We start from the raw sequence: 17,521 nt of genomic DNA on the forward strand, positions 1-17,521 counted from the left end.
AAGGATGTAACCCGTACCGGCCGCGCCGCCGGCAGAGTGCCAAGATGACGCCAGACCTGCCAAGCCTCTACGCCACGATCGACACCACTTGGCCCGCCGCCTCAAAGGTGGCCGCAGGTCCGTGGCTGCTGCGACAGGGCGCGGGCGGCGGCAAGCGGGTGTCGTGCATCACCGCCGAGGACGGCTGGAGCCCCGACGATCTGCAGGCCGCCGAACAGGCGCAGCGGATGATGCAGCAGCAGCCGCTCTTCATGATCCGCGCCGGAGAGACAGCGCTGGACGTGGCGCTCAACTCGCGCGGCTATGAACTGATCGACGAGGTCAACCTTTGGGCCTGTCCAATCTCCCGGCTGACGCAGACGCCGCCGCACCGGATGAGCGCCTTCTCGCTCTGGGAGCCGCTGGCGATGATGCGCGAGATCTGGGCCAAAGGCGGCATCGGCCCGGCGCGCGTCGGGGTGATGGAGCGGGCCGAATGCCCCAAGACGGCGCTCTTCGGGCGCGTCTCCGACAAGCCTGCCGGGGCGGGCTATTGCGGCATCCACGACGGCATCGCCATGGTGCACGCGCTGGAGGTTCTGGGCGCGCACCGCGGCAAGGGCGTGGGCAAGGCCATGATGCGCCGCGCCGCGATCTGGGCCGAGGACCGGGGCGCAAAATGGATGTCGGTGGTCTGCCTGCGCGACAACGAAGCGGCCAATGGCCTCTATGCTTCCCTCGGGATGGTGCTTGTGGGACAGTACCACTACCGCATCAAACCCGGGACCTGAGCGCATGACCAAGGACAGACCCACCGCCCTCGATCTGCCGATGGTCGACCCGCTTCCAGAACGCACCCAGAAGTATTTCGACGTCTGCGAGGACAAGCTCGGGATGGTGCCCAACGTCCTGAAAGCCCATGCTTTCGACATCGCCAAGCTCGACGCCTTCACCGGGCTCTACAACGAGTTGATGCTGGCGGACTCGGGCCTGTCCAAGCTGGAACGCGAGATGATCGCGGTGGTGGTCTCTTCGATCAACCGCTGTTTCTACTGCCTGACCGCCCATGGCGCCGCCGTCCGCGAATTGTCGGGGGATCCGCAGCTTGGCGAGATGCTGGTGATGAACTGGCGCGTCGCCGACCTGCCGCACCGCCAGCGCGCGATGCTGAGCTTTGCCGAGAAGTTGACCAAGGCCAGCGCCGAGATCGCCGAATATGACCGCGAGGCCCTGCGCGACGCGGGGTTCTCTGAGCGCGACATCTGGGACATCGCCAATGTGGCGGGCTTTTTCAACATGACCAACCGGGTGGCCAGCGCCACCGATATGCGGCCGAATGACGACTACCACACGCAGGCGCGCTAAACGCCTCCTCCCTGCCCTCGCGCTGTCGCATCTCTGTGCAGCGCCAGTTGCGGCGCTCGACCTTTCGCTGCCCGCAACCGCCCGGCTGGCGGAAGAGCGCATCACCGATCCCGGCAGCTACGCCGTGCCGGTCGCGCCCTGGACCGAGATGGAGGGGCTGCCCACCACCGCCGTTGAGGGCCGCGTGCAGCGGCAGGCGTGGCGGCTGGACGCCTCGGGGCTGACGGTCCTGCAGATCATCGACCCGCTGCGCGCGCAGTTCGTCGATGCGGGCTGGGACATCCTGCTCGACTGCGAAGCGCGCAGCTGCGGCGGCTTTGACTTCCGCTTCGCCACCGAGGTGATGCGCGCGCCGGCGATGTATGTCGACCTCACCGCCTACCGCTTTCTTGCGGCGCGCGGACCCGGTGGAGAGGTCCTCACCGTTCTTGCCAGCCGCAGCCCCGCGGCGGGTTTCCTGCAGGTGATCCGCGTCACGCCGAATGCGCCCACAACCGTCGCGCCTGCAGTGCCCGGAGCCGCCGAGGCTGAAAGCGGTGAGGACGCCGCCTCAGCGCCCGTGGTAGCCAGCGCCGAGCGCGACCTGATCGATACGCTGGAAGAGAACGGCCATGCCATCCTGCGCGATCTCGCCTTCGCATCCGGCGCCGATGAGCTCGGAAAGGGGCCGATTGACTCGCTCGACCGGCTGGCCGGCTTCCTGCGCGAGGATCCCGCGCGGCGCGTGCTTTTCGTCGGGCACACCGATGCGACAGGCTCGGCCGAGGCCAATGTGGCGATCTCGCGCAAGCGCGCCAACGCCGCGCGCAGCTATCTGCGGCAGCGCCACGATATCCCGGCGGCACAGATGGAGGCCGATGGCGCGGGCTATCTCGCGCCTGTGGCAAGCAATCTTGTCGAGGAAGGCCGGGAAGAGAACCGCCGCGTCGAGGTCGTGCTGCTGCCAGCGGTGGAGTGACCGCCGACTGATCTCAGCTTTGACGCCTCAGGGGACCAGATCGCCGACGCGGCCCGAGATCGGAGCGCCCTGCTCGCGCAGCACCGTGTCGAGATAGGCTTCGAACTGCATCGCAAGCTCGCGCGCCGGGCCGCCCACTTCGGTGCGAGAGACGACCACGCGCCGTTCGGTGTCGTAATCGGGCAGCACGCGGGTCAGGCGCCCTACGCCCAGATCCCGCGCCACCACGAAATCCGGCAGGCAAGCGATGCCCAGACCGGCAAGGCAGGCTTCGAGCACGGTGCGGGTGTCGGAAAGCTCGATCCGCCGCTCGGTGGTCACTGGCGTGTCCGCGCCGCGCCGGTCGGTCAGCGTCCAGATCACGCTCTCCTGCTCAGACGGCAGATGCAGCAGCCGATGCGAAGCCAAATCGCTGGCGCTGTTGGGGCGGCCCTGCGTCGCGAGATAGAGCGAGGAGGCCACCACCACATGGGTGCTCACCGCCAGCGGGCGCCCGTCCATCACGTCGCCTGCCTCGGTCGAGATGGACATATCGCAGCCCTCGGTCCCGGCGGGTTCGAACACCACCGATCCATCGGGATGCGACGCCAAAAACCGACCGAGCCGCGGCAGGATCATATGCTCGACCAGTTCCGCCGGCGCGGCGATGCGCAGCGCGGCCTCCTGCGGCTCTGCCAGCGCGCGCGCGCAGGTGTCGGCCCAGTCGGCCTCGGCCAGCAGCTGCCGGGTCCAACGGTAGTAGTGATTGCCTTCGGTGGTCGGGCGGACCTGCCGGGTGGTGCGTTCAAAGAGCTTCAGACCGAGCCGTCGTTCCAGCGCAGCAACATTCTTTGAGACCGCCGCTTTCGACATTCCGAGTGCTTCTGCCGCAGCGGTGAACCCGCCGTGATCCATCACATGTGTGAACGCACGCAACTCGGCAAACTTGTCCATTCCGACTCTCCAAAGACCTTACTGGGTAGTGCCCCGCCGCGGCTTATGTAGTCCAGAAGACAGTTTTTCAACATTGTTAATTACACTGTTACTGACAATGTCATGGACTTTCCGCAAATGTGCCTTAATCTCAGTGACATGACCCAGAAATCTCCCCGCCATCGCAGCAAAGAGGAAAAGAGTGCCGCCACCCGCGCCCGGCTGATTTCCGCTGCCCGGCGCCTTTTTGATAAGCACGGTTACCATAATGTCTCGGTGACCGAGATCGCCCGCGCCGCCGGGGTCACCCACGGGATGATTCACGTCTACTTCCATTCCAAGGCCGGGCTGCTCTATGCGCTGATCCGCGACAACAACGCGGCGCAGATCGACAGGCTCTCGGGCTCGTTGCACGAATATGCGACGTTCGAGGAAAAGCTGCGCCACATCGTGACCGTCTTCGCCGAGGATGACCTGTCCGACCCGCAACTGATGGCCGTGATGCAGGCCTATTTCTGGCAATGGCCCGCAGAGACCGAAGCCGAGAATCGGCTGCAGCTGCGGCAGGCGCTCGCGCCGCTTTGGCAGGCGCTGCGCGATGAGCCCCGCTTCGCACACCGCAGCGACGCTGAAATCGACGACGCGGTCGAGGCGTTCTACGCCCTCTACAGCCACGGTCTGCGCCCGGCGGTCTACACCGGGGCCAGCGCGGCGGACTGCGCTGACCGGATTGTTGCCCGCAGCTTGATGCTTTTCGGCGGATTGTCTCAGCCCGCGAGCGGCGCAGGCGCCATCGCAGCCGCCATCTAGAAGGCACCCTGCCCCCAGAAAAAAACACCCCGGTCGCGCCGGGGTGCAGGTTGGCTTGGATCGAACAGCCTGAGGAAAAACGTTTACCAGGCCTGCGGGCCTTTGTCGGCGAAGGCATGGACGAGGAAGTCGATGAAGGCGCGGACCTTCGGTTGGGTGAAACGGCCCGGCGGATAAACGGCATAGATGCCCTGCGTCTCGACCGGCAGATCCGGGATCGCATCTTCGACAAGCCCCTGCTTCATCGCATCGGCGTAAAGATACGACGGCAGATAGGCGATGCCGAGACCCGCGATACAGGCGTTGAGCAGCGACTGCCCATCGTTGACCGAAAGCCAGCCAGCGGTGCGCACCTGACGCTTTTCGCCCGACGGTGCGGTCACCTTCCAGACGTTGCCCGACGACTGGTTGGAATAATGCAGCAGCTTGTGCTCGTTGAGATCGTCGATCCGCATCGGGCGCCCGAACTTCTGGAAGTAAGACGGCGAGGCGATCATCCGTTTGGTGGTATCGGTGAGCTTGCGGGCGCGCAGCGTGCTGTCTTCCAGCTCGCCGATGCGCACGGCCATGTCGAAGCCTTCCGAGATCAGCTCGACGTAGCGGTTGTTGAGCACCATGTTGACGGTGATGTCGGGAAATTCGGCAAGGAACTCGCCCAGAACCGGGCTCAGATGGTTCACCCCGAAATCCGTCGCGACAGAAATGCGCAGCAGTCCCGAAGGGGCCGATTGCATGGAGGTGACCAGCGCGTCGGCTTCGCCTGCATCGTTCAGCACACGGCGGGCGCGGTCGTAATAGGCAAGCCCGATCTCGGTCGGCGAGACGCGGCGCGTCGTGCGGTTGAGCAGGCGCGCGCCCAGCCGGGCCTCCAGCGAAGAGACATGTTTCGAAACGGCTGACTTCGAGATCCCCATCTTCTTTGCCGCGTCTGTGAACCCTCCTTGGTCCACGACCATGGCAAAGGCCTCCATTTCGGTCAGTCGATCCATACCCATACCCTCACAATCGCTCGTCTGATATCGGTATCACCTCGGATTGGGGCAGGACTTGGACGGAGCGGAGACAATATCGGGGTTTCGATGGGCACTGTGCCTGAGCGCGAAACCCGAAGGTAAAATGTGCTGAAGAACTGTTTCCGCCCTTCAAACGACCATGCCTGCCTCAGACCTCCGCCCGTCTTCGCCGCCGCCCTATGGTCACAATTAAGGCCCTGCCCGTCTATCAGGACCCCCAGCCAGACCGCGGCTAGTGCACCGCCCTCGCACGCCCGGCGAGCCAGCGCTCGTACTCGCGCTGCGCGCTTTCCAGCGTCTCGACGTTGAGCGTGCGGGTGGTGAAGGCGCGTGACAGCGCCTTCACCCGCTTGTTCAGCGCCGGGCCCATATCCTCGCCCTCGACCCCAAGCTTGTCGTAAAGCGACAGCAGCCGGTTCTGAACGGTGCGCAGCGACATGCCGCGGCGCTCGGCGATCAGCTTGTCCTGCAACCCAAGCGCAAGATCGAGCAGCACCGCATATTCGCTCTCGTCCAGCGCATTGCGCGGCGAGGCGGTGCGACGCTGCAGCCGGTGCACCTCGCGGTCGACCATGATCTGCCCCTCCATCAGCACCGCGCGCAGCGCCAGTTTCAGACGCTCGCGGGTGGCGGTCTTCAGCACGTAGCCATAGGCGCTGTCCTCGGGCACGATGCGCGAGATGCCCCGCAGATAGGCCTCGTCGGAATAATTGGACCAGAACAGGATGCGCGTGCCGGGGCGCTCGGCCCAGATCGCGCGGGCGGCTTCGATGCCGTTGCGCCCGTCCATCTGCAGATCCATCACCACCGCCTCGATGCGGCCGTCACGGGCCTCGGCCTCGCCAGCGGCACCGTCAGAGGCATGCAGCATCTCGGTCACCTCGGGCAGAGCCTCGGCAAGCGCGTCCTGCAGATAGGAGGCGTGAAACTGGTCGTCCTCGACAAGCAAGACTTTCATTCTTCGTTCTCCGGAAGGGTGACGGTCACGCGGGTGCCGCGATCGGCCACAATTTCAAGATCGGCGCCAATCAGCTGGGCGCGGGTACGCAAATGAGAGAGCCCGGACCGGCGGCCGACCTCGGGGCCGATGCCCCTGCCGTCGTCGCTGATCGTGACGCGCAGGCGCCGGGCGGGTTCGGAACTCACAGAGACCAGGATGCGACGCGCGCCCGAATGACGCGCGGCGTTGTTGATCGCCTCTTGTGTGATGCGAAAGAGCGCGGTGCGCGCGGTCGAGCCAAGCCGGTCCGGCGCGCCATCGGTCTCATCCTCGACGTCCACTTCCACCGGCTCGGCCCCCACCGCGCGCTCCAGATGGACCCGCACCGCATGGGCGTAGCCGAAAAGATCGAGCAGCGTCGGCACCGCGGTATCGATGAGCGCGCGCAGATCGTCGATCGTGTCGGTGACCCGCTCGGCAAGCAGATCGCGGTCCAGCGGCGCGTCGCCGGTCAAATCGCGCAGAATCCGCGTCAGGTCGGCGAGCGTCTGGTCATGCAGATCCATGCCGATGCGCTGGCGCTCCTGCTCGAGCGTCTGGGTCAGTTCCAGCGCCCCCTGCCGCAGCCCCTCGGCCTCGTCCTGCGCGGCAGCACGGAAATGCGCCGCCTGCTGCGCCTTGCGCGCCGCATGCAGCGCGTGGAACCACGGGGCCAGAAGATTGCCGAGGTGCTGAAGCCGCGCGGCGTCACCCTTGTCGTAAAAGCCCTCGGTCTCATGCGAGATGTTGAGCGTGCCAGTCACCTTCCCCATAACCCGCAGCGGCACATTGATACGCGCGCGCAGGCGGTGGTTGAGGATCGGCTCGCAACAGGCGCCGGGGAACGTATAGCGCGGGTCCTCCATGGCATTGGCGCTGATCATCAACTCGCAACGGCCCTGCAGCAGATCGCGCACCGGCGAGTAATGCACTCTCGTACGGCGGTGCGACCAGCGGGTCTCGATGCCCGCCTCATAGCTGACCACCCAGCCGGGGCTGTCGTGCAGGCAGATGTCGGCATGGGTGAAGGGGATCACCTCGGCGACAAGCGGCGCGATCGCCGCAAGCGCGGCGCTAATCTCGACCTCTTCGGACAGCCGCGCGCTGATCGCGTCGAACACGGCCTGTCTGCCAAGCCCAGCAGCGGCCTGCGCTACGGGCGCAGACCTGCCTTGCGCGGCACGGGCCGCTTGCGGTGAATTCATGATGCCTCCCCACGCGCCTCCTCTTGCGCGTCTCCGCAAGATGGCGCGTTACGCCGCAGAAGAAAACACCTTTTCCCGCAGAGTTCTTGCGGCTTTCCGCAAGCGATCTGCGGGCTGCTCACTTTACGGGCAGCTGCCGCAGGGGCAGCATGGGCGTGCCCGTGGAGGACGGGCGACCAGTGAGCGCCCGCAAAGGGCGATGGGAGGGAGAATGACCAAGTTCCATTTCGGAACCCGGATGCTGCTCGGCGCGGCGGGGCTTGCCATGGTGGCAGGCGGCGCAATGGCCGACACCTCCGGCAAGCGCATCGCGCTGTCGAACAATTACGCGGGCAACTCGTGGCGTCAGGCGATGCTGCAGACCTTTCAGGAGGTCGGCTCGAAGGCTGTCGAAGAGGGTGTCGTCGCCGCGGCGGACGCCTATACCACTTCCGAGAACCAAGCGACCGAACAGGCCGCGCAGATCCAGAACATGATCCTGCAGGGCTATGACGCGATCATCCTCAACGCCGCCTCGCCGACCGCGCTGAACGGCGCCGTCGAAGAGGCCTGCAATGCGGGCGTCACCGTTGTCAGCTTTGACGGTATCGTCACCGCGCCCTGCGCATGGCGCATCGCGGTGGACTTCAAGGCGATGGGCAAGGAGCAGGTCGAGTATCTCGCGCAGCGTCTGCCCGAGGGCGGCAACCTGCTGGAGATCCGCGGCCTTGCCGGGGTTTTCGTGGATGACGAGATCCATGCGGGCATCGAGGAAGGCGTCAGCGAGAACAGCCAGTTCGAGATCGTCGGCTCGGTGCATGGCGACTGGGCACAGGACGTGGCGCAAAAGGCCGTGGCGGGCGTGCTGCCCTCGCTGCCCGATGTCGTGGGCGTGGTGACGCAGGGCGGCGACGGTTACGGCGCGGCGCAGGCGTTCAAGGCCGCGGGCCGCGACACGCCGCTGATCGTGCTTGGCAACCGTCAGGACGAGATGCAGTGGTGGGCCGAGCAACGCGATGCCAACGGCTATGAGACCATGTCGCTGTCGATCGCGCCGGGCGTGGCTTCGCTGGCCTTCTGGGTGGCGCAGCAGGTGCTCGACGGTGCCGAGGTGCCCAAGGACCTGACCGTGCCCTTCCTGAAGGTGACGCAGGACACGCTCGACGACGCGCTCGAGACCACGCCCGAGGGTTCGGTCGCCAACACGGTCTACACGCTCGACGACGCCAAGGCCGTTATCGAAGAGGCCATGTAAGCCATCATGAGTACCGCAGCCCAAGCGGCTGCGCCGATCGTCGCCCTGACCGATGCCGCCAAGCATTTCGGTCCGGTCAGGGCGCTCGACGGCGTGAGCCTGTCCATCTCTCCGGGAGACTGCCTTGGCCTTGTCGGCCACAATGGCGCCGGGAAATCCACGCTCGTCAACGTGGTCAATGGCGGGCTCGCGCCCTCCTCGGGCACCGTCACCTTTCCCGCCTCGGGGGCGGCAAACGCGCTGACCGCCGGGGTGCGCTCGGTGTTTCAGGAACTTTCGCTCTGCCCAAACCTGACGGTGGCAGAGAACCTGCGCATTTCGCATTCCGCGCTTCGCGGGCTGAACTGGCGCACCCCTGCGCGCGCCGAGATCCGCGCCGCGCTGGATCAGGTGTTTCCCGGCCACGGCATCGACGCCGACGCGCCGGTCGACACGCTGACCATCGCCGAGCGGCAGATGGTCGAGATCGCCATCGGCTTTGCCCCGCGCGGCACCGAGGCGCGGCTGGTCATCCTCGACGAGCCCACCTCGTCGCTCGACGCAGGCATCGCAGAACAGTTGCTCGCCCACATCAAGACCTTCTGCGCGCAAGGCGGTGCGGTGATTTTCATCTCGCATATGCTGGGCGAGATTTTCGAGGTCGCCACCCGCATCCTCGTGATGAAGGACGGCAAGGTCGTCGCCGAGAAGCCCGCCGGAGGCTTCACCCGTCAGGGGCTGGTGGACGCCATGGGCCATGTGGCCGCCGAGGGCACCGCCGCGCAGGCGGCGCGGGTGCAGGGCGCGGAAGTCGTGCACACGCTCGAAGGGATCTGCGCGCGCGAAGGAGAGATCGTCGGCCTTTCGGGGCTCGCCGGCCATGGGCAGGCCGAGGCGCTGGCGCGGCTCTATCTTGGGGCCACCTCCTCGTGGCGCAGCCCGCGCGAGGCGGGGATGGTCTTTGTCGCTGGGGATCGGGGCCGGGATGGCGTGCTGCCGCTCTGGCCAATTCTGCGCAACGCCTCGATCTCGATCCTGCCGCAGATCGCCAAACGCGGCATGGTCGACCGCCCCCGCGAGGCCGAGATCATCGCCGAGTGGAAAAAACGTATCGGCATCCGCACCGATGACGTGACCAACCCCATTCTGTCGCTCTCGGGCGGCAACCAGCAAAAGGTGCTCTTCGCCCGCGCGCTCGCCTCTTCCGCCCCGGTGGTGGTGATGGACGATCCCATGCGCGGCGTCGACGTCGGCACCAAACAGGACGTCTATGCCATGATCCGTGCCGAGGCCGCCAAGGGCCGCACCTTCCTTTGGTATTCGACCGAAACCGAGGAGGTCTGCCAATGCGACCGCGTCTTCGTGTTCCGCAACGGCGAGATCTCTGCCGAACTCACCGGCGACGAGATCACCGAGGAGCGCATCCTCGAGGCCTCTTTCGAGATGGAAGGGGCATGACATGAAGCTTTTTGCGAAATACCGGATCCTCTTGCCCGTGGTCTCGCTGGCGGTGCTGCTGGCGGCGACCTTCTACATGCAGCCGCGTGCGATGAGCTATTTTGGGCTCAACCTGCTCTTCAACCTCGCGGTGCCCATCGCGCTGGCGACCATCGCGCAGATGATGATCATCATGGTCAATGACATCGACCTGTCGCTTGGTGCCTTCGTGTCGCTGGTGGCCTGCGTGACGGCGACCTTCCTCAATGACAGCCCCATGCTGGGCGTGCTGATCCTGCTGGCGCTGGTGCTGAGCTATGCTGCGCTTGGCGCTGTGATCCACGCGCTCGACCTGCCCGCCATCGTGGTGACTTTGGGCATGTCCTTCGTCTGGGGAGGGCTGGCTCTGTTCATCCTGCCCTCGCCCGGCGGCGCGAGCCCCGGCTGGCTGCGCACGCTCATGACCGTCAAGCCGCCCTATGTGCCGATGGCGGTCTGCGCTTCGGTGCTCATCGCGGCGGTGACGCATGTGCTGATCATCCGCTCGGGCATCGGCACGGTGCTGCGCGGCGTCGGCGGCAACGCCCGCTCGGTGCAGCGCGCGGGCTGGCCGGTGGTGCGACTGAAGGCGCTGGCCTATGGGCTGGCGGGGCTCTTCGGGGTGTTTGCCGGGATGGCGCTGGTCGGGCTGACCACCTCGGCCGATGCCAATATCGCGCTGCGCTACACGCTGCTGAGCATCGCCGGGGTGATCCTCGGCGGCGGCGAGTTCACCGGCGGTAAGGTCAGCCCGGTGGGCGCGGTCATCGGCGCGCTCACCCTGACCCTCGCCGCGTCTTTCCTGAGCTTCCTGCGGCTCTCGCCCGATTGGCAGATCGGCGCGCAGGGGGCGATCCTGATCCTTGTCCTGACGGCGCGGCTGCTCTTCACCCGCCGCGACGCGCAGGCATGAGGAGGCGCGCATGAAACTCATCTCGAAACCCTGGATCTGGTCCTGGGTCGCCGCCGCCGCCGCCTTTGCGCTGACCGTCGTGCTCACCGAGGGGCGTGGCGCCGGAGAACTGGCCTATGCCGCGCTCAGCTTCGGGGCCTTTGCCGCCATCGTCGGCCTCGGGCAGATGCTGGTGATCACGCTGGGTCCGGGCAATGTGGACCTGTCGATCCCGGCCACGATGACGCTCTCGGGCACGCTGGCGCTAAAGGCCATGGGCTCGGATCCGGGCACGGCGTGGATGGGGCTTGGCGTGGCGATCCTCGTGGGCTTCGGCACGGGTTTGGCCAATTTCGCGCTGATCTACCTGCTGCGGCTGCCGCCCATCATTGCCACGCTCGCCGCTTCGCTGGTCTATCAGTCGCTGGCGATCTGGTCGAACCGCGGGCTGCGGATCAAGCCGCCCGCCGGGCTCGCGGAGTTCGCCACCGGGCGCTCCATGGGCATTCCCAACGTGGCTCTGGTCGGGCTCGGCCTGTCGCTGCTGATCTGGGTGCTGCTCGAACGCTCGGTCTGGGGGCGCTGGCTGCTGGCCTCCGGGCAGAACCTGCGCGCCGCGCGGCTTGCCGGGGTGCCGGTCGAAGCGGTGCGCGCCGCGACCTATGTGGCCGTCACCGTCTTTGCCGCCATCGCCGGCTACCTGCTGGCCAGCTTCTCGGGCGGCGCGGCGCTCAACATGGGGGCGGAATACCTGTTGATGTCCATCGCCGTGGTGGTCATAGGCGGCACCTCCATCGCCGGGGGCTTTTCCAATGTGCCCGGCGTCTGGGGCGCCTCGCTCTTCATGTTCCTCGTCGTCTCCATGCTCAACTCCTACGGCGCAGGCGCCGGGGTGCGCATGGTGCTGACCGGTCTCATCATCATCGGCATCGTGATTGCCGCCAGCACGAGGAGGGTTCAGCGATGATCCGCACGCCCGAACATCTGGAAATCCATGACGCGCGCTTTCGCCGCCTCGTCCATCCGATGGGCAAGCTCGAACGGCTCTGCACCGGTTTCACATGGACCGAGGGGCCGGTGTGGTTCGGCGACCGAAACGCGCTGATCTTCTCCGAGATCCCCTCGCAAACGCTGTACCAGTGGACCGAAGGGCCCAGCGGCGGGCTCAGCACCTTCCGCGCGCAGAGCCAGTTCAACAATGGCAACACCCGCGATCCTTTGGGGCGGCTGGTGGGCTGCCGCCATGGCACGCGCGACGTGGTGCGCACCGAGCACGACGGATCGCTCACCGTGCTGGCCTCCGAGCACGCGGGCAAACGGCTCAACTCGCCCAATGACGTGGTGGTCAGTTCTGATGGTGCCGTGTGGTTCACCGACCCGACCTACGGCATCATCTCGAACTTCGAGGGCAACCGCGCCGAGCCCGAGCAAACCGCCCGCCATGTCTTCCGCATCTCGCCCGAGGGCGGCGCGCCGGTGCCGGTGATCTCGGACTTCGCGCAGCCCAACGGCCTGTGCTTCTCGCCGGACGAGAGCCTCCTATACGTGGCCGAAAGCGGCTCGAGCCATGACGACAGCGTGCCCTCGGTGATCCGCAAATACGCGGTGGAGGGCGCCGCGCTCACGCCGCTCGGCGATTTCGCCACGCTCGACTGCGGCCTGCCCGACGGGATGCGCTGCGACATCGAGGGCAACCTCTGGTCCTCGGCGGGGGACGGGGTGCATTGCTTCGCGCCGGACGGCACGCTGCTGGGCAAGATCCTCGTGCCCGAGGTGGTCGCCAATCTCTGCTTCGGCGGGCCCGACGGCCAGCGCATGTATATCACCGCGACAAGCTCGGTCTACCGCGTCTTCGTCGACGTGAAAGGCGCCGAGCCCTGGACCCGCAGCACCCGCGCCTGACCGCGCTTTCATTGTTCCCCAAATACGCCCGCCGGAGGCGTCCCCCCGCCTCCGGTTCCCCCTCCGCCTTCAAAAACCCGTGTCCGGAAAGGTCGGAACAGCGGGCGGGCCCTTCCCGTTGCATATCCAGACGCGCCCAAGACGGCGCCTTGATTGCAAGACAGATGGAAGGAGACCCTCATGACCGCCATCAGCACCGCAAAGATTCTGATCATCGCCACCAATGGCTTCGAACAGTCGGAGCTCGAATTCCCGCGCGACCAGCTGCGCGTGAAAGGCGCCGAGGTCCATGTGGCCACGCTCGACGGCAAACCCATCAAGGGCTGGGAAGGCACCGACTGGGGCCGCGAGGCCGAGGCCGACGCCAAGATCGCCGACGTCAATTGGCATGACTACGACGCGCTGGTGATCCCGGGCGGCCAGATCAACCCCGACCTGCTGCGGGTGGAGCCGGGTGTCATCAACCTCGTGAAAGACTTCCACAACGAGGGCAAGGTCATCGCCGCCGTCTGCCACGCCCCCTGGGTTCTGGTCGAAGCCGGCATCGTGAAAGGCCGCGAAGTCACCTCCTACGCGTCGATCAAAACCGACGTGATCAACGCGGGTGGCAATTGGGTCGACGAAGAAGTGGCCTGCGACAAAGGCATCATCACCAGCCGCAAACCGGACGACCTAAAGGCCTTCGTCTCGAAAATCGTCGAAGAGATCGAAGAAGGTCAACACGATCGCAAGGCGGCGTAACCCTTCCGTACCGCTTTGCGACACCTGGCCGCGCCGGTCCCCCCGGCGCGGCCTTTTGCTTGCAGGGCGACAGATTTGTCCCCTGCCGCGAAAGCCTCCAAGGAAGGTGGATTTTCCGCGCCAACGCCGATTCCGCGCTCGGGTCAGTGAACCACAGTACGCGCCGATTGAGTGTCCCACGCTTGATTGAGCCGAGCGAGCATCTCATCGCACAACGCCGCCACCCCAGGGGCGATCGCGACGTCGCGCCCGGCACCTACTGACTTCGACGAGACGTGATAGCGATCGGCAGTCGCTAGAGATTGATCACCTGCGAACCGTCGGATGGCATCCGTTTCCGCCTTGGGATTTTGCACGAAAATCTCGTAAGGGACCAAAAGCACGCGCGGGTCATCCTCAAGCGCCTGCTGGAAAAAGAGCGTGTTGCGCGCGTACCAGAACAGGGCGGCGGCATCGGCTTCGGTCGGCTCTTCGACAGCCTCACGCACCCGCCGCAGCGTCTCTTCGGAGAGGTTCTCTCCGCGCCAGTCATTTCGGTCGTTCAAAAGCGCCGAGAGGTCGCGGCGCCCGTTATCCTCACCGAACATCCGGAGGTTCGAGCGCACCACATCGCGATAGTCGCGAAACATCCAAACCGCCCGGCACTGGGGAAAGCCATCCAGCATCGCTCTGGCATTCTGGCTTTCGACAAGAGGTTTGAGGACGATTAGGTCGGCCGTGTTCCTCTCCAACCGCGCCTTCACATCCTCAAGCGGACGCAGGCGCAGCCCATGCGTATCCTGCGGATCGCTCAGCGCGCTCTTTTCCGGGAACACATCGCTTCGCGGATCCTGCGACAGCACTTCGCTCAACATGGTTGTCCCGGATCGCTGACACCCAAGGATCAGCAACATGCGCCCTTCCCCAGCAGGCTCGCCGAACCGCCTCAACTTCTTGAATACGCGCCGTGTCTCTACCGAGGCGCGATGGCGTATCCGAGGCCAACTCACCGGTCTATCTCTTACAGTCAATCGCATTTACCAGACCTCAAAAAATTCAATACAAATCGCCACCACGCCTCGCAATGCGCCCTACTCTCCCGCTGAGCCCCATCGTAATTGAGACGCGGCGTAGCGGTCAGGTGACCGCCACGAGAGTGATGCGCAATGTGAGGCCCGTCGGCCTTCAAAGCAGCCCCGGGGTCGTCGGAGAAGGGTTAATTCCCCTCGGAGTTTCCAATGCGAGCCCCGCTGATCGTCATGCTGCCCTCAGCCGCGGGCTCTGGCAACGAATTTTTAACCGCAAGCGCCTCCCGCCCCCCAGCCGCCGCGCGAGGCGACTTAACAGGGCGCCGAAAAAGGCCTGCGTGAGGGATGGTTTCCCTCGACGCGGATGCTGGGTGGGGCTGGAGCATGCGCAGGCAGACCTGACTGCGGCTTCCCCGGTCAGGCCGGCAGCAGTTTCGGCAGCCTTGCGAGATTGCAGGCCGCCATTGTCAGCGTAAAGCGGGCGCGCACGCGCTCGATGCCGCGATACATGGTCTGTGTCAGGCCGCCGACGGTCTTGGCCCAGCCGAAGGGTTCCTCGATCTTCTTTCGGCACCGCTGGGATTTGGCATAGCCGGGATGTCGGGTGGTCCGACCGTCGATGGCTGAATGGCGGGACTTCTGGGCGACATGCGGCGTCACTACCATCTGGCGCAGTTCGGCGACGAAGTCGGCGCTGTCGTAGTCACGATCCGCTGCCAGGGTCAGACGCCGCGTCGATCCGGGCGAGTGCCGATGGAGCATGTCGATGGCGGCACGGCGCTCGGCGTGCCCGTCAGCTTGCGTGAGGTCGGCCTGCACGATCAAGCCGGAACGGTTCTCCATCAGGCTATGCCCCATGAAGCATAGCACCGCGCCAGCACCGGGCGACTTCTTGAACAGCCGGGCCTCGGGATCAGTCATCGACGCGTGCGTCGCGTTCGACCGACGTTCGCCACGAAAATCGACTTCGGCATTGCGGCGTGCGGGACGGGGCATGGGTTTGGGCTCGGCAGTGGATTGGTCAGGAGACGATGTTGGCGATACACGGTCATCTGGCGGATCACCCGGATCGTCGTCCCGGTCGGGCATCGCACTGTCCTTCGGCTGGAAGCTCTTCATTGATGACCAGGCCTTCACCAGCGTTCCGTTGACCGAGAAATGATCGTCCGACAGCAGCGGTGCCACCTCGCGATGCGCCAGGATGGCGGCCATGATCTTGCGGGACATGTCCGTGGTCAGCAGCCGGTCGCGGTTCTTCGTGAACACCGTGGGGACCCACACCGCATCATCTATTCCGAGGCCTACGAACCACCGGAACAGCAAGTTGTAGTCCATCTGCTCCACGAGCTGCCGCTCGGATCGGATTGAGTAGAGGATTTGCAACAGGCTGGCGCGGATCAAGCGTTCCGGCGCAATGGAAGGACGGCCCTCACGCGCATAAAGTCGATCGAACTCGGCATCCAGGGAGCGCAGTGCATCGTTGACGACGGATTTGATCTTGCGCAGCGGATGCCGGGACGGGATGCGCTCCTCAAGATCGACATAGCTGAACAGCGACCCCGTCACCTCGTCCGATCCGCGCATCGCCACTTCTGTCATGGCGCGCGCTGCCTTCGCCGGAGCGACCGCCCTGCCCTCACCCGGCGATTGGCGGGCCGCGCTCGGCGTCGGCCCTTCGGCCACCGCAGGCGACGTCGAGGCCGCGTTCCGCGCCCGCGTGCGCTTCGTGCATCCCGATGCCTCGTCGGGCGATGAGGAGGCCATGAAGGCGCTGCAGGCGGCGCGGGAGGCGGCGCTGCGGGCGCTCGGCGCGAAATGAACGCCCCCCGACTGCCGACCGACGAGCGCTTCGATCTGATCATGGCGGATCCGCCCTGGCGCTTTCACACCCGCTCCACGCGCGGCGTTACCGCCAAGGGCGCGGGCGGTCAGTACCGGACCATGTCCCTCGAGGCCATCGCCGCGCTGCCCATCGCCTCGCTCGCCGCCGAGGATTGCCTGCTCTGGCTCTGGGCCACAAACCCCATGCTGCCGCAGGCATTCGAAGTGATGGGCAGCTGGGGCTTCTCGTTCAAAACCGCCGGGCATTGGGTGAAGACCACCCGCTTCGGCAAGCTCGCCTTCGGCACCGGCTACATCCTGCGCTGCGCCGGCGAGCCATTCCTTGTCGGCACCCGCGGGCGCCCGGTCACCACCCGCGCCGTGCGCTCGGTGATCATGGGGCCCCTGCGCGAGCACTCCCGCAAACCCGAGGAAGCTTTCGCGGCCGCCGAGGCGCTCATGCCCGAGGCGCGCCGGCTCGAGCTCTTTTCCCGCCAGACCCGCCCCGGCTGGACCGCCTTCGGCGATGAGGCTGGCAAATTCGACCGCCCTGAGGAGTTTTTGTGATGATGATCGCCAGCGCCGCCGCGCGCGTTAAACCCGTGCCTCTGCCGCATCCCATGGTGCAGGCGCTCTCGTCCTCGAAGCTGACCGCGCTGGCGCTGCCGCTTGGTCCCTTCCGCACCATCGCCGCCGACGACCTTCTTTGGGTCCGTGAGGGCATGACCGTGCTCGATCGCCAGCGGGCCGGGCACCTGGACTTTTGCTATTCGGGCGACGCGCGCCGCCGCGCCGTGCCTTGGCCTGCAGCCCTCGCCCGCCCCGGTGCTGGCTTCCGCCCTGCCGAGGCCAAGCCGGTGCAGGCGTCGCGCTTCACCCTGCTGATCGAGAGCGCCGAGCATGTGCGGCTGCAGCGTGTCGAGCCCGAGGACGCGCTGCGCGCCGGGATGACGCTCGATGGCGAGGGCTTCGGCGCGCTCGGCTATCCCTTCATGCGCCCCTTCGACACGCCCCTCGAGGCGCTGCGCTTTCTCTTCGCGCAGCACCACCCCGGCGAGCCTGAGAACCCGGAGGTGGTGCTGCTGCGCTTTTCGGCCCTGTCGCGCAATATCGCGCGGATCGCCGTGCAGCCGCGAAGACGCGGCACGAGGTGGCGGAGTTCTGGCGCCGGCAGCCCTTCGATCTGCAGCTGGAGAATATCGCTGGCAACACCCCGCTCGGCAATTGCGATGGGTGCTTTCTGAAGGC

At 66.0% G+C, this 17,521-nt stretch carries 19 protein-coding genes; 13 read left to right on the top strand and 6 right to left on the bottom strand.

Translation table 11 applies throughout. The features are described from left to right. The first annotated feature begins 44 nt into the window (after positions 1 to 44). Genes ACXAD2_RS25980 through ACXAD2_RS25990 form a run of 3 tightly spaced genes read left to right on the top strand, consistent with a single transcriptional unit; the run spans position 45 to position 2,302 of the window. On the top strand, positions 45 to 770 hold the full coding sequence (locus ACXAD2_RS25980) for a GNAT family N-acetyltransferase (RefSeq protein WP_475177072.1): 726 nt from the start codon (positions 45 to 47) through the stop codon (positions 768 to 770). 4 nt (positions 771 to 774) lie between these two features. After that, positions 775 to 1,344, top strand: a complete 570-nt coding sequence (locus ACXAD2_RS25985; protein WP_475177073.1) for a peroxidase-related enzyme — start codon at positions 775 to 777, stop codon at positions 1,342 to 1,344. Beyond that, a complete protein-coding gene (locus ACXAD2_RS25990) occupies positions 1,316 to 2,302 on the top strand; it encodes an OmpA family protein (protein ID WP_475177074.1) in 987 nt (328 codons plus the stop codon). The genes ACXAD2_RS25985 and ACXAD2_RS25990 overlap by 29 nt, the downstream gene beginning before the upstream one ends. Before the next feature lie 27 nt (positions 2,303 to 2,329). Here the strand turns inward: ACXAD2_RS25990 and ACXAD2_RS25995 are convergent, their stop codons facing one another. Further along, positions 2,330 to 3,235: a LysR family transcriptional regulator gene (locus ACXAD2_RS25995; protein WP_066110148.1), complete on the bottom strand. Its 906-nt coding sequence runs from the start codon at positions 3,233 to 3,235 to the stop codon at positions 2,330 to 2,332. 102 nt (positions 3,236 to 3,337) lie between these two features. On the opposite strand from ACXAD2_RS25995, the gene ACXAD2_RS26000 reads away from it, so the two are divergent. Continuing rightward, positions 3,338 to 4,024, top strand: a complete 687-nt coding sequence (locus tag ACXAD2_RS26000) for a TetR/AcrR family transcriptional regulator (protein ID WP_475177078.1) — start codon at positions 3,338 to 3,340, stop codon at positions 4,022 to 4,024. A gap of 83 nt (positions 4,025 to 4,107) precedes the next feature. Here ACXAD2_RS26000 and ACXAD2_RS26005 read toward each other — a convergent pair whose 3' ends face one another. From ACXAD2_RS26005 to ACXAD2_RS26015, 3 genes are all read right to left on the bottom strand, one after another. Then, positions 4,108 to 5,013 carry a LysR family transcriptional regulator gene (locus tag ACXAD2_RS26005; RefSeq protein ID WP_164180532.1) on the bottom strand — a complete coding sequence of 302 codons (906 nt, stop codon included), beginning with the start codon at positions 5,011 to 5,013 and terminating at the stop codon, positions 4,108 to 4,110. A 256-nt stretch (positions 5,014 to 5,269) separates the two neighbouring features. Next, positions 5,270 to 5,995: a response regulator transcription factor gene (locus tag ACXAD2_RS26010; RefSeq protein WP_066110153.1), complete on the bottom strand. Its 726-nt coding sequence runs from the start codon at positions 5,993 to 5,995 to the stop codon at positions 5,270 to 5,272. Beyond that, a complete protein-coding gene (locus tag ACXAD2_RS26015; RefSeq protein WP_475177079.1) occupies positions 5,992 to 7,137 on the bottom strand; it encodes a GAF domain-containing sensor histidine kinase in 1,146 nt (381 codons plus the stop codon). The genes ACXAD2_RS26010 and ACXAD2_RS26015 overlap by 4 nt, the downstream gene beginning before the upstream one ends. 295 nt (positions 7,138 to 7,432) lie before the next feature. Here ACXAD2_RS26015 and ACXAD2_RS26020 point away from each other — a divergent pair, with 295 nt between their 5' ends. From ACXAD2_RS26020 to ACXAD2_RS26045, 6 genes are all read left to right on the top strand, one after another. Beyond that, the gene (locus ACXAD2_RS26020; RefSeq protein ID WP_475177081.1) at positions 7,433 to 8,455 is read left to right on the top strand and encodes a substrate-binding domain-containing protein; all 1,023 of its coding nucleotides are present in this window, start codon (positions 7,433 to 7,435) and stop codon (positions 8,453 to 8,455) included. Between the two features lie 6 nt (positions 8,456 to 8,461). Further along, a complete protein-coding gene (locus ACXAD2_RS26025; RefSeq protein WP_475177082.1) occupies positions 8,462 to 9,892 on the top strand; it encodes a sugar ABC transporter ATP-binding protein in 1,431 nt (476 codons plus the stop codon). 1 nt (position 9,893) lies between these two features. Further along, a complete protein-coding gene (locus tag ACXAD2_RS26030; RefSeq protein ID WP_368667692.1) occupies positions 9,894 to 10,823 on the top strand; it encodes an ABC transporter permease in 930 nt (309 codons plus the stop codon). A 10-nt stretch (positions 10,824 to 10,833) separates the two neighbouring features. Next, on the top strand, positions 10,834 to 11,769 hold the full coding sequence (locus ACXAD2_RS26035) for an ABC transporter permease (RefSeq protein WP_475177085.1): 936 nt from the start codon (positions 10,834 to 10,836) through the stop codon (positions 11,767 to 11,769). Continuing rightward, positions 11,766 to 12,704 carry an SMP-30/gluconolactonase/LRE family protein gene (locus tag ACXAD2_RS26040; protein ID WP_475177086.1) on the top strand — a complete coding sequence of 313 codons (939 nt, stop codon included), beginning with the start codon at positions 11,766 to 11,768 and terminating at the stop codon, positions 12,702 to 12,704. Before ACXAD2_RS26035 ends, ACXAD2_RS26040 begins: the two co-directional genes overlap by 4 nt. A 180-nt stretch (positions 12,705 to 12,884) precedes the next feature. Beyond that, positions 12,885 to 13,445 carry a type 1 glutamine amidotransferase domain-containing protein gene (locus ACXAD2_RS26045; protein ID WP_475177088.1) on the top strand — a complete coding sequence of 187 codons (561 nt, stop codon included), beginning with the start codon at positions 12,885 to 12,887 and terminating at the stop codon, positions 13,443 to 13,445. A 143-nt stretch (positions 13,446 to 13,588) separates the two neighbouring features. Here ACXAD2_RS26045 and ACXAD2_RS26050 read toward each other — a convergent pair whose 3' ends face one another. After that, positions 13,589 to 14,338, bottom strand: coding sequence for a sulfotransferase family protein (locus ACXAD2_RS26050; protein WP_475177091.1), 750 nt, complete (start codon positions 14,336 to 14,338; stop codon positions 13,589 to 13,591). Positions 14,339 to 14,869: 531 nt separating this feature from the next. Beyond that, positions 14,870 to 16,036 carry an IS5 family transposase gene (locus ACXAD2_RS26055; RefSeq protein WP_475178409.1) on the bottom strand — a complete coding sequence of 389 codons (1,167 nt, stop codon included), beginning with the start codon at positions 16,034 to 16,036 and terminating at the stop codon, positions 14,870 to 14,872. Between the two features lie 13 nt (positions 16,037 to 16,049). Here ACXAD2_RS26055 and ACXAD2_RS26060 point away from each other — a divergent pair, with 13 nt between their 5' ends. Genes ACXAD2_RS26060 through ACXAD2_RS26070 form a run of 3 tightly spaced genes read left to right on the top strand, consistent with a single transcriptional unit; the run spans position 16,050 to position 17,517 of the window. After that, positions 16,050 to 16,271: a J domain-containing protein gene (locus ACXAD2_RS26060; RefSeq protein ID WP_475177094.1), complete on the top strand. Its 222-nt coding sequence runs from the start codon at positions 16,050 to 16,052 to the stop codon at positions 16,269 to 16,271. Next, on the top strand, positions 16,268 to 16,840 hold the full coding sequence (locus ACXAD2_RS26065; RefSeq protein WP_475177095.1) for an MT-A70 family methyltransferase: 573 nt from the start codon (positions 16,268 to 16,270) through the stop codon (positions 16,838 to 16,840). Before ACXAD2_RS26060 ends, ACXAD2_RS26065 begins: the two co-directional genes overlap by 4 nt. Further along, entirely contained in the window at positions 16,840 to 17,517 is a 678-nt protein-coding gene (locus ACXAD2_RS26070; RefSeq protein WP_475177098.1) for a hypothetical protein, read from the top strand. Before ACXAD2_RS26065 ends, ACXAD2_RS26070 begins: the two co-directional genes overlap by 1 nt. Positions 17,518 to 17,521 lie beyond the last annotated feature (4 nt).

The sequence above is a fragment of the Salipiger sp. ABN3_019 genome, from assembly GCF_056158605.1.

Bases quoted from the DNA above. Each gene is read 5' to 3' on its own strand.
- ACXAD2_RS26060 (WP_475177094.1), top strand. From the start codon at position 16,050: ATGGCGCGCGCTGCCTTCGCCGGAGCGACCGCCCTGCCCTCACCCGGC.
- ACXAD2_RS26035 (WP_475177085.1), top strand. From the start codon at position 10,834: ATGAAACTCATCTCGAAACCCTGGATCTGGTCCTGGGTCGCCGCCGCC.
- ACXAD2_RS25995 (WP_066110148.1), bottom strand. From the start codon at position 3,235: ATGGACAAGTTTGCCGAGTTGCGTGCGTTCACACATGTGATGGATCAC.
- ACXAD2_RS26010 (WP_066110153.1), bottom strand. From the start codon at position 5,995: ATGAAAGTCTTGCTTGTCGAGGACGACCAGTTTCACGCCTCCTATCTG.
- ACXAD2_RS25985 (WP_475177073.1), top strand. From the start codon at position 775: ATGACCAAGGACAGACCCACCGCCCTCGATCTGCCGATGGTCGACCCG.
- ACXAD2_RS25990 (WP_475177074.1), top strand. From the start codon at position 1,316: ATGACGACTACCACACGCAGGCGCGCTAAACGCCTCCTCCCTGCCCTC.
- ACXAD2_RS26025 (WP_475177082.1), top strand. From the start codon at position 8,462: ATGAGTACCGCAGCCCAAGCGGCTGCGCCGATCGTCGCCCTGACCGAT.
- ACXAD2_RS26070 (WP_475177098.1), top strand. From the start codon at position 16,840: ATGATGATCGCCAGCGCCGCCGCGCGCGTTAAACCCGTGCCTCTGCCG.
- ACXAD2_RS25980 (WP_475177072.1), top strand. From the start codon at position 45: ATGACGCCAGACCTGCCAAGCCTCTACGCCACGATCGACACCACTTGG.
- ACXAD2_RS26000 (WP_475177078.1), top strand. From the start codon at position 3,338: ATGGACTTTCCGCAAATGTGCCTTAATCTCAGTGACATGACCCAGAAA.
- ACXAD2_RS26055 (WP_475178409.1), bottom strand. From the start codon at position 16,036: ATGCGCGGATCGGACGAGGTGACGGGGTCGCTGTTCAGCTATGTCGAT.
- ACXAD2_RS26005 (WP_164180532.1), bottom strand. From the start codon at position 5,013: ATGGATCGACTGACCGAAATGGAGGCCTTTGCCATGGTCGTGGACCAA.
- ACXAD2_RS26065 (WP_475177095.1), top strand. From the start codon at position 16,268: ATGAACGCCCCCCGACTGCCGACCGACGAGCGCTTCGATCTGATCATG.
- ACXAD2_RS26050 (WP_475177091.1), bottom strand. From the start codon at position 14,338: ATGTTGCTGATCCTTGGGTGTCAGCGATCCGGGACAACCATGTTGAGC.
- ACXAD2_RS26020 (WP_475177081.1), top strand. From the start codon at position 7,433: ATGACCAAGTTCCATTTCGGAACCCGGATGCTGCTCGGCGCGGCGGGG.
- ACXAD2_RS26040 (WP_475177086.1), top strand. From the start codon at position 11,766: ATGATCCGCACGCCCGAACATCTGGAAATCCATGACGCGCGCTTTCGC.
- ACXAD2_RS26045 (WP_475177088.1), top strand. From the start codon at position 12,885: ATGACCGCCATCAGCACCGCAAAGATTCTGATCATCGCCACCAATGGC.
- ACXAD2_RS26030 (WP_368667692.1), top strand. From the start codon at position 9,894: ATGAAGCTTTTTGCGAAATACCGGATCCTCTTGCCCGTGGTCTCGCTG.